This window comes from Streptomyces sp. CRN 30 (genome assembly GCF_034105845.1).
Genome location: NZ_JAVRHI010000373.1, coordinates 1 through 8,221 on the forward strand (window position 1 = coordinate 1; position 8,221 = coordinate 8,221).

Sequence of the window (8,221 nt, forward strand, 5' to 3'; positions counted from 1 at the left end):
GGCTGCGGTCGTCGCAGGCCGCGAGCCAGTGGAACTCCTTGGCGATGTCGAATCCGGCGGTGGCACCCATGGTCGCACTCCCCTCGCTGACAGGTGGTCCGCGCGGCCCCTTCCGCCTGTCCTCGCCCTACCCGGCGATGGCCCGCAGAGCCCAATCAGCAGTCCGGAAGAAGCAGCGGGGCAGGGGGATCAGCCACCTGAGCCATGGAGGGCAGCCAGCATGAAAACCATCCCTGCCCCACCCGCGCAGTCCCAGAGTCGCGAGCTCACGGGACGCACTCAAGAAGGTAGGGCGGCGTGAAGGTCTTGGTCACCGGCGGCGCGGGATTCATCGGCTCGCACTACACCCGTACGGTCCTCGACGGCAGCCACCCCGGATGGGAGGACGCCGAGGTCACCGTCCTGGACCTGCTCACCTACGCGGGCAACCGGACCAACCTCCCCGATGCACACCCCCGCCTCACCTTCGTCGAGGGCGACATCTGCGACGCCGGCCTGCTGCGCGAGCTCCTGCCGGGGCACGACGCCGTCGTCCACTTCGCCGCCGAATCGCACGTCGACCGCTCGCTGCACTCGGCGGCCGACTTCGTCCGCACCAACGTCGGCGGCACCCAGTCGGTGCTCGACGCCTGCCTCGCCACAGGAGTCGAGCGCGTCGTGCACGTCTCCACCGACGAGGTGTACGGCTCGATCGCCGAAGGCGCCTGGACCGAGGAGCGGCCGCTGCTGCCCAACTCGCCCTACGCGGCGTCCAAGGCGGCCTCCGATCTGATCGCCCGCTCCTACTGGCGCACCCACGGACTGGACGTCTCCCTCACCCGCTGCTCCAACAACTACGGCCCCTACCAGCACCCCGAGAAGCTGATCCCGCTGTTCGTCACCAACCTCCTGGAGGGCCGGCAGGTCCCGCTCTACGGCGACGGACGCAACATCCGCGAATGGCTGCATGTCGACGACCACTGCCGGGCCATCCAGCTCGTCCTCACCCGCGGCCGGGCCGGCGAGATCTACAACGTCGGCGGCGGCAACGAACAGACCAACCTGCAGATCACCGAACGCCTCCTCGAACTGCTGGACGCCGCCCCCTCGATGGTGCGCCGGGTGCCGGACCGCAAGGGCCACGACCTGCGCTACGCCCTCGACGAGACGAAGATCCGCGAGGAGCTCGGCTACGCCCCGGCCGTCACCTTCGAGGAGGGCCTGGCCGACACCGTCGCCTGGTACCAGGACCACCCCGACTGGTGGAAGGCGGTCAAGCACCGCCCCGCCGACGCCGAAGGAGCCCGAGCATGAGCCAGTACAAGTCAGAAGTCCTGGACGCCACCCGCAAGTACCACCAGGACGTCCAGCCGACCGGCGGCTTCGTGCCCGGTGTCACCGAGATCTGGCCCTCCGGCGCCGTCCTCGACGAGGACGACCGGGCCGCGCTCGTCGGGGCCGCGCTCGACATGAGGATCGCGGCCGGACCGGCCTCCAAGAAGTTCGAGTCGGCCTTCGCGCGGCTGCTGGGCCGCCGCAAGGCGCACCTCACCAACTCCGGTTCCTCCGCCAACCTGCTCGCCCTCACCTCGCTGACCTCCCACACCCTCGGGGAGCGCCGGCTGCGCCGCGGCGACGAGGTGATCACCGTCGCGGCCGGCTTCCCGACGACGGTCAACCCGATCGTGCAGAACGGCATGGTGCCGGTCTTCGTCGACGTGGAGCTCGGCACCTACAACACGACCGCCGAGCGGGTGGCGCGGGCGATCGGGCCCAGAACCAGGGCCATCATGATCGCGCACGCGCTCGGCAACCCCTTCGAGGTGGCCGAGATCGCCCAGCTCGCCGAGGAGCACGACCTGTTCCTCGTCGAGGACAACTGCGACGCGGTCGGCTCCACGTACGGAGGACGGCTCACCGGCACGTTCGGCGACCTGACCACCGTCAGCTTCTATCCCGCGCACCACCTCACCATGGGCGAGGGCGGCATCGTCGTCACCAGTGACCTGAAGCTGGCGCGGGTCGTGGAGTCACTGCGTGACTGGGGCCGCGACTGCTGGTGCGAGCCGGGGAAGAACAACACGTGCTTCAAGCGGTTCGACTACCAGATGGGCACCCTGCCGCAGGGCTACGACCACAAGTACATCTTCTCCCACGTCGGGTACAACCTGAAGGCCACCGACCTGCAGGCGGCCCTGGGCCTGACGCAGCTCACCAAGCTCGACGGTTTCGTCGAGGCCCGCCGCCGCAACTGGCGCCGGCTACGTGAGGGGCTCGACGGAGTGCCGCACCTGCTGCTCCCCGAGCCGACCCGGGGCAGCGACCCCAGCTGGTTCGGATTCGTGATCACGGTCGACCCCGAGGCGCCCTTCCACCGCTCCGAACTCGTCGACTTCCTGGAGAACAGGAAGATCGGCACCCGCCGCCTCTTCGCCGGCAACCTCACCCGGCACCCCGCCTACACCGACCAGCCGCACCGCGTCGTCGGCGACCTCACCAACAGCGACATCATCACCGAGCACACCTTCTGGGTCGGCGTCTACCCGGGCCTGACCGACGAGATGCTCGACTACGTCATCTCCTCGGTCACGGAGTTCGTGGAGGCGCGCGCATGACCGTGACCCTTCCGCCCCCGGGCCTGACCGCCCGCGAGGACACCGGCCTGGCCCACCGGATCGCCCGGTCGGCGGCCGCCACCACCGGCGCCCGGCTGTGCACCGAGGACTTCGCCGACTGGCTGGACGGCCGCCGCCGCGCCCACCGGTTCCGGGTCGACCGCATCCCGTTCGCCGATCTGGACGGCTGGGCGTTCGCCGGCGCCACCGGCGACCTCGGACACCGCAGCGGCCGCTTCTTCACCGTCGAGGGTCTGCAGGTGCGCACGGGGGAGGAGCCCCACCCCGAGTGGCACCAGCCCATCATCAAGCAGCCGGAGGTCGGCATCCTCGGACTGCTCGTGAAGGAGTTCGACGGAGTCCTCCACTTCCTCATGCAGGCCAAGATGGAACCCGGCAACCCCAACCTGCTGCAGCTCTCGCCCACGGTCCAGGCGACCCGGAGCAACTACACCAAGGTGCACCGGGGCGCGGACGTGAAGTACATCGACCACTTCGTCAGCCCGGACCGCGGCCGCGTCATCGCCGACGTCCTGCAGTCGGAGCACGGTTCCTGGTTCCTCCACAAGAGCAACCGCAACATGATCGTCGAGACCGACGAGGAAGTGCCCCTCGACGACGACTTCTGCTGGCTGACCCTCGGCCAGATCGGTGAACTCCTGCACCGGGACAACGTCGTCAACATGGACTCGCGCACCGTCCTCGCCTGTGCGCCGTTCCCGCACGACGAACCGGGTGCCCTGCACAGCGACACCGCACTGCTGTCCTGGTTCACCGCCGAACGCTCACGCCACGACGTGCACGCCGAACGCATCCCCCTCGACGACGTGCACGGCTGGCACCGCGGCGAGTCGTCCATCGACCACGAGGACGGCCGCTACTTCCGCGTCGTCGCCCTCGCCGTGCAGGCGGGCAACCGGGAGGTGTCCGGCTGGACCCAGCCCCTGTTCGAGCCCCGCGGCCTCGGCGTCACGGCCTTCCTCACCCGCGACATCGGCGGCGTACGGCACGTCCTCGCCCACGCCCGCGTCGAGGGCGGCTTCCTCGACACGGTCGAGCTCGGCCCCACCGTGCAGTGCACACCGGGCAACTTCGCCCACCTGCCCGGCGACCGCCGCCCGCCCTTCCTGGACCTCGTGCTCGCAGCCCCCACGCAGCGCATACGCTACGAGGCCGTGCACTCCGAGGAAGGCGGCCGGTTCCTCAACGCCGAGAGCCGCTACCTCCTCGTGGACGCCGACGACGACCCGCGGGTGCCGCTCGACCCGCCGCAGGGGTACCGCTGGGTCACACCGGGCCAGCTCACCTCCCTGGTCCGGCACGGCCACTACGTCAACGTGCAGGCCCGCACCCTCCTCGCCTGCCTCAACGCGACGGTGAGCCGCACGTGAGCGGAGCCCTGCGCATCGGAGTCCTCGGCGGCGGCGCCGGCATCGCCCGGCGCCGCATGATCCCCGCGATCACCGCGGCCGAGGGCGTCGAACTCACCGCGGTCGCCAGCCGTGACGGGGCCAGGGCGCGCGAGACGGCCGCGCCGTACGGCGCCCACCCCGTCCGCGGCTACCAGGAGCTCCTGGACCGCGACGACGTCGACGCCGTGTACGTGCCGCTGCCCGCCGCACTGCACGAACGGTGGACGGAGGCGGCGCTGCGGGCCGGCAAGCACGTCCTCGCCGAGAAGCCGCTGACCACCGACCCGGCCGCCACCGGGCGACTGCTCACCCTGGCCCGGCGCTCCGGCCTGTTCCTGATGGAGAACGTCATGTTCGTCCACCACGGACAGCACGAAGCCGTGCGCGGACTCCTCGCCGACGGCGCCATCGGGGAGATCCGCGGTCTCAGCGCCGCCTTCGCCGTGCCCCGGCTCGCCGACGACGACATCCGCTACCGCGCCGACCTCGGCGGCGGCGCCCTGTGGGACACCGGTGTCTACCCGGTGCGCGCCGCCCTGCACCTGCTCGGCGACGCACTCACCGTCCGGGGCGCCGTCCTCAGCGACGGCCCCGGCAGGGAAGTGGACACCGCCGGCGCGGCCCTGCTCAGCACCCCTGAAGGCGTCACCGCCCAGCTGGCCTTCGGCCTCGACCACGCCTACCGCTCCGGCTACGAGCTCTGGGGCAGCGAAGGCACCCTGACCGTCGACCGGGTGTTCACCCCGCCCGCCGACCATCACCCCGAGGTACGGCTGCGCAAGGGCACCGAGACCCGGACGCTGCGACTGCCCGCGCAGGACCAGGTCCTGGCGACGGTCGCGGCGTTCGCGCGGGGCGTCCGCGCGGGCGCGGCGCCCGATGACACACCCCTGCGGCAGGCACAGCTGCTGCACGCGATCCGCCGGGCCGCGGGGCGTTGACTTCAACCCTGGTTCACGTTGTCTGCTGGTTCGGCCGCCGGCACCTGCCACCACCCTCGCGGAGGCATCAGTGAGAGTCCTGTTCGTGATATTCCCGGCGACGGCGCACGTCCATCCGGTCGTCCCGCTGGCCTGGGCCCTGCGGGCCGCCGGTCACGACGTGCGCGTCGCCACCCACGCCGGCATCGCGGAGACCGTCGGCGCAGCCGGACTGACGACCGTACCCGTCGGTGACACCGAGCCGCTGCGACACGTCGTCGAACTGAGCCGGAACCCCGACCTGCTGGAGGAACTCGACGCGGGACTCACCCTCGACACCGACCACGCCGGGGACTGGGAGGACACCTGGCTGCGCACCGTACGCAGCCTCTCCGTGTTCGGCCACGCCCTCGACGACCTCGTCGCGGTCTGCCGCGCCTGGCAGCCCGACCTGGTCGTCTGGGACCCCTTCTGCGTACCCGCCGCCATCGCGGCCCGCCTCACCGGCGCCGCCCACGTACGGTGCCTGTGGGGCCAGGACAACATCGCCTGGCTGCGCGCCAGGGCACGCGAGCGGGCCGGCCACAGCGGCCCCGACGAGATCCTCGCCAGGCTGATGGAACCGCTCCTCGAGCCGTACGGACTCGACTACGACGACGAACTGCTCCTCGGCCAGTGGACGATCGACCCGGGCCTGGCCGGGCTGCGGCTCTCCACCGGCCTGCCCACCCTGCCGATGCGCCCCCTGCCGTACCACGGCTCGGCGACACCGCCGCACTGGCTGGACGAGCCCACCACGCGGCCCCGGGTGTGCCTCACCCTCGGCGTCGGCGGCCGCGGCCGGCAGCTCCTCACGCGGACCGGCGTCTCCCTGGCCGACGCGGTTACCGAGCTGTCCGCCCTGGACATCGAACTCGTGGTCACCCTCGACCCCGCCCGGTGGCCGGCCACCGCCGCCCTGCCCGACAACGTGCGGCTCGTCGGCTACGTACCCCTCGACCTGGTCCTGCCCTCCTGCACGGCGGTCGTCCACCACGGCGGCACCGGTACCTTCCACGCCGCCGTCGCCTGCCGGGTCCTCCAGCTCATCGTGCCCATGCCCTTCTGGGAAGAGCCCACCAACGCCCGCCACCTGCGCGAACGCGGCGCCGGGGAAACCCTCGATCCCGAAGTGTTCAGCGCGGCCGCGCTCCGGGAGCACCTCGCCCGGCTCCTGCGGGAACCCCGGTTCCGCGACGGCGTACGGCAGTTGCACGAGGAGTACCTGGGGGTTCCCACCCCGCACGACCTGGTGCCGGAACTGGAGTCCCTCACCCGGGCCCGCCACGACCACGGCACCCCCACGAACGTCGCCTGACGAACCATCAGCAAAACCCCCACGACCCACCGAGGTGAAGCATGGCCGAAGAAGCAGTCCCGACCGACGTCCGCCCGAGCAAGGCGCAGATCCGCAAGCTCTACGTCGTCGTCGGCTCGGTACTGATAGCGATGATGCTGGCGACGCTGGACAACCTCGTCCTCGGCACGGCCATGGCCACCATCGTGGGGGAGCTGGGCGGCCTCGACCGGCTCAGCTGGGTCGTCACCGCGTACGCCCTGGCCAGCGCCGTCTCCACCCCCGTGTGGGGCAAGCTGGGCGACATGTACGGCCGCAAGGGCGTGTACCTCACCTCCATCGTGATGTTCCTCGTCGGCTCCGTGCTGGCGGGCCTCTCCCAGACCATGGGGCAGCTGATCGCCTTCCGCGGCGTGCAGGGCCTGGGCGCGGGCGGCCTGATGGTCGGCGCGCTGGCCATCATCAGCACCGTCGTGCCACCCCGTGAGCAGGGCCGCTACCAGGGCATGGTGGCCGCCGCCATGGGCGTCACGATGGCCGCGGGCCCCCTCGTCGGCGGCCTGGTCACCGACAGCCTCGGCTGGCGCTGGTGCTTCTACATCAACGTCCCCCTCGGGTTGCTCGCCCTGTTCATGGTCAGCTCCGTCCTGAAGCTGCCCAGGCACCGCTCCGAAGCCCGCATCGACTACTCCGGCGTCGTGCTCCTCGCCCTGGCCATCAGTGCGGTCGTCCTCGTCAGCGCCTGGGGCGGCACCGAGTACTCCTGGTCCTCCGGAGTGATCCTCGGCCTGATCGGCGGGGGCGCCCTCGCCTCCGTCTGCTTCGTCCTCGTCGAACGCCGCGCCCAGGAGCCCGTACTCCCGCTCGGGCTGTTCCGCAGCGCGAACTTCTCCCTCGTCCAGGTCAACGGCCTGCTCGTCGGCGCCCTGATGTTCGCCCTCATGACCTTCCTGCCGCTGTTCCTCCAGGTCGCCGGAGGCGCTTCCGCGAGCAACGCCGGCTTGCTGCTGTTGCCCACCTTCCTTGCCATGATGGCCACCAACATGACGGTGGGACGCCTCATCACGGCCACCGGACGCTACAAGGCGGTCATGGTGGCGGGCGGTGCGCTGTCGGCCGCCGGGATGCTGATGCTCGCCCGCATGTCCACCGACACCTCCTCGCTGTACTCCGGCGCCGCCATGGTCCTGGTGGGCTGCGGCACGGCCTGCATGATGCAGACGGCGATCCTCGTCTCCATCCAGAGCGTCGAACCCAAGGACCTCGGCGTCGCCGCGTCGACCGCCACCCTGTCCCGCACGATCGGTGGCTCGGTCGGCATCTCCGTCATGGGCGCCGTCTTCGCCACCACCATCGGCGGCGCCCTCGACGGCCTCGGCGGCGGCGCGGACGTCGGAGAGGGCAAGCCGCAGATCGACCCGGCGAAGCTCGCCGAACTCCCTGCGGACGTCCAGCGCGTGTACCAGGACGCCGCCGCCGACGGCACCGGCAGCGTGTTCCTCCTCTCGGCCGGGCTCGCCCTGGCCGCGGTCGTCGTCTCCTGCGTCGTCAGGGAGGTCCCCCTGCGGGAGACAGCTGCCGTGGACGTGGACGCCGACGACGCCGAGGACACCGGTGACAGGGAGGTCAGGACCGCCTGACCCGTCCCACGACCACGACCCGGACAAGCTGCTGGATCCTCCGCCCCCACCGCCGCGCGGGTGCCCCCGGACTTCCGGGCGCACCCGCGCGGCATGTTCACGGGGCGGCCCCGACGGCCGGAAAGGCCCGGCTCCCCGATAGGAAGGACAACGATGGAAGGCGATGTCATGGAGCGCGCACGGACCGCCGACGAGGCACCGGTTCCCGGGAACGGCCCGCCCGTCCTTCTCGCAGGCGAGGAAGGCGACGTCCCCGACCGGTGCATCTACCGGGGCACCGACTGAACGCAGCCCCGCGGTCGCGCCGGCTCGGCGCGAC

The 8,221-nt window shown here is 71.4% G+C and carries 6 protein-coding genes; all 6 read left to right on the forward strand.

What is annotated here, in order from left to right; all coding sequences use genetic code 11:
- Positions 1-297: 297 nt before the first annotated feature.
- The 6 genes from rfbB to UW392_RS39755 all read left to right on the forward strand — a co-directional run bounded on the left by rfbB (position 298) and on the right by UW392_RS39755 (position 7,902).
- The gene (rfbB, locus tag UW392_RS39730; protein WP_320780121.1) at positions 298-1,293 is read left to right on the forward strand and encodes a dTDP-glucose 4,6-dehydratase; all 996 of its coding nucleotides are present in this window, start codon (positions 298-300) and stop codon (positions 1,291-1,293) included.
- A complete protein-coding gene (rfbH, locus tag UW392_RS39735; protein ID WP_320780122.1) occupies positions 1,290-2,594 on the forward strand; it encodes a lipopolysaccharide biosynthesis protein RfbH in 1,305 nt (434 codons plus the stop codon). Before rfbB ends, rfbH begins: the two co-directional genes overlap by 4 nt.
- Complete coding sequence (locus UW392_RS39740; RefSeq protein WP_320780123.1) at positions 2,591-3,985, forward strand: NDP-hexose 2,3-dehydratase family protein; 1,395 nt, start codon at positions 2,591-2,593, stop codon at positions 3,983-3,985. The genes rfbH and UW392_RS39740 overlap by 4 nt, the downstream gene beginning before the upstream one ends.
- Entirely contained in the window at positions 3,982-4,947 is a 966-nt protein-coding gene (locus UW392_RS39745; RefSeq protein ID WP_320780124.1) for a Gfo/Idh/MocA family oxidoreductase, read from the forward strand. Before UW392_RS39740 ends, UW392_RS39745 begins: the two co-directional genes overlap by 4 nt.
- Before the next feature lie 70 nt (positions 4,948-5,017).
- Positions 5,018-6,283, forward strand: coding sequence for a nucleotide disphospho-sugar-binding domain-containing protein (locus UW392_RS39750; protein WP_320780125.1), 1,266 nt, complete (start codon positions 5,018-5,020; stop codon positions 6,281-6,283).
- Between the two features lie 41 nt (positions 6,284-6,324).
- Complete coding sequence (locus UW392_RS39755) at positions 6,325-7,902, forward strand: MDR family MFS transporter (RefSeq protein ID WP_320780126.1); 1,578 nt, start codon at positions 6,325-6,327, stop codon at positions 7,900-7,902.
- Positions 7,903-8,221: the final 319 nt, after the last annotated feature.

Coding starts and splice junctions, on each gene's coding strand:
- rfbH (WP_320780122.1), top strand. CDS start 1,290: ATGAGCCAGTACAAGTCAGAAGTCCTGGACGCCACCCGCAAGTACCAC.
- UW392_RS39740 (WP_320780123.1), top strand. CDS start 2,591: ATGACCGTGACCCTTCCGCCCCCGGGCCTGACCGCCCGCGAGGACACC.
- UW392_RS39755 (WP_320780126.1), top strand. CDS start 6,325: ATGGCCGAAGAAGCAGTCCCGACCGACGTCCGCCCGAGCAAGGCGCAG.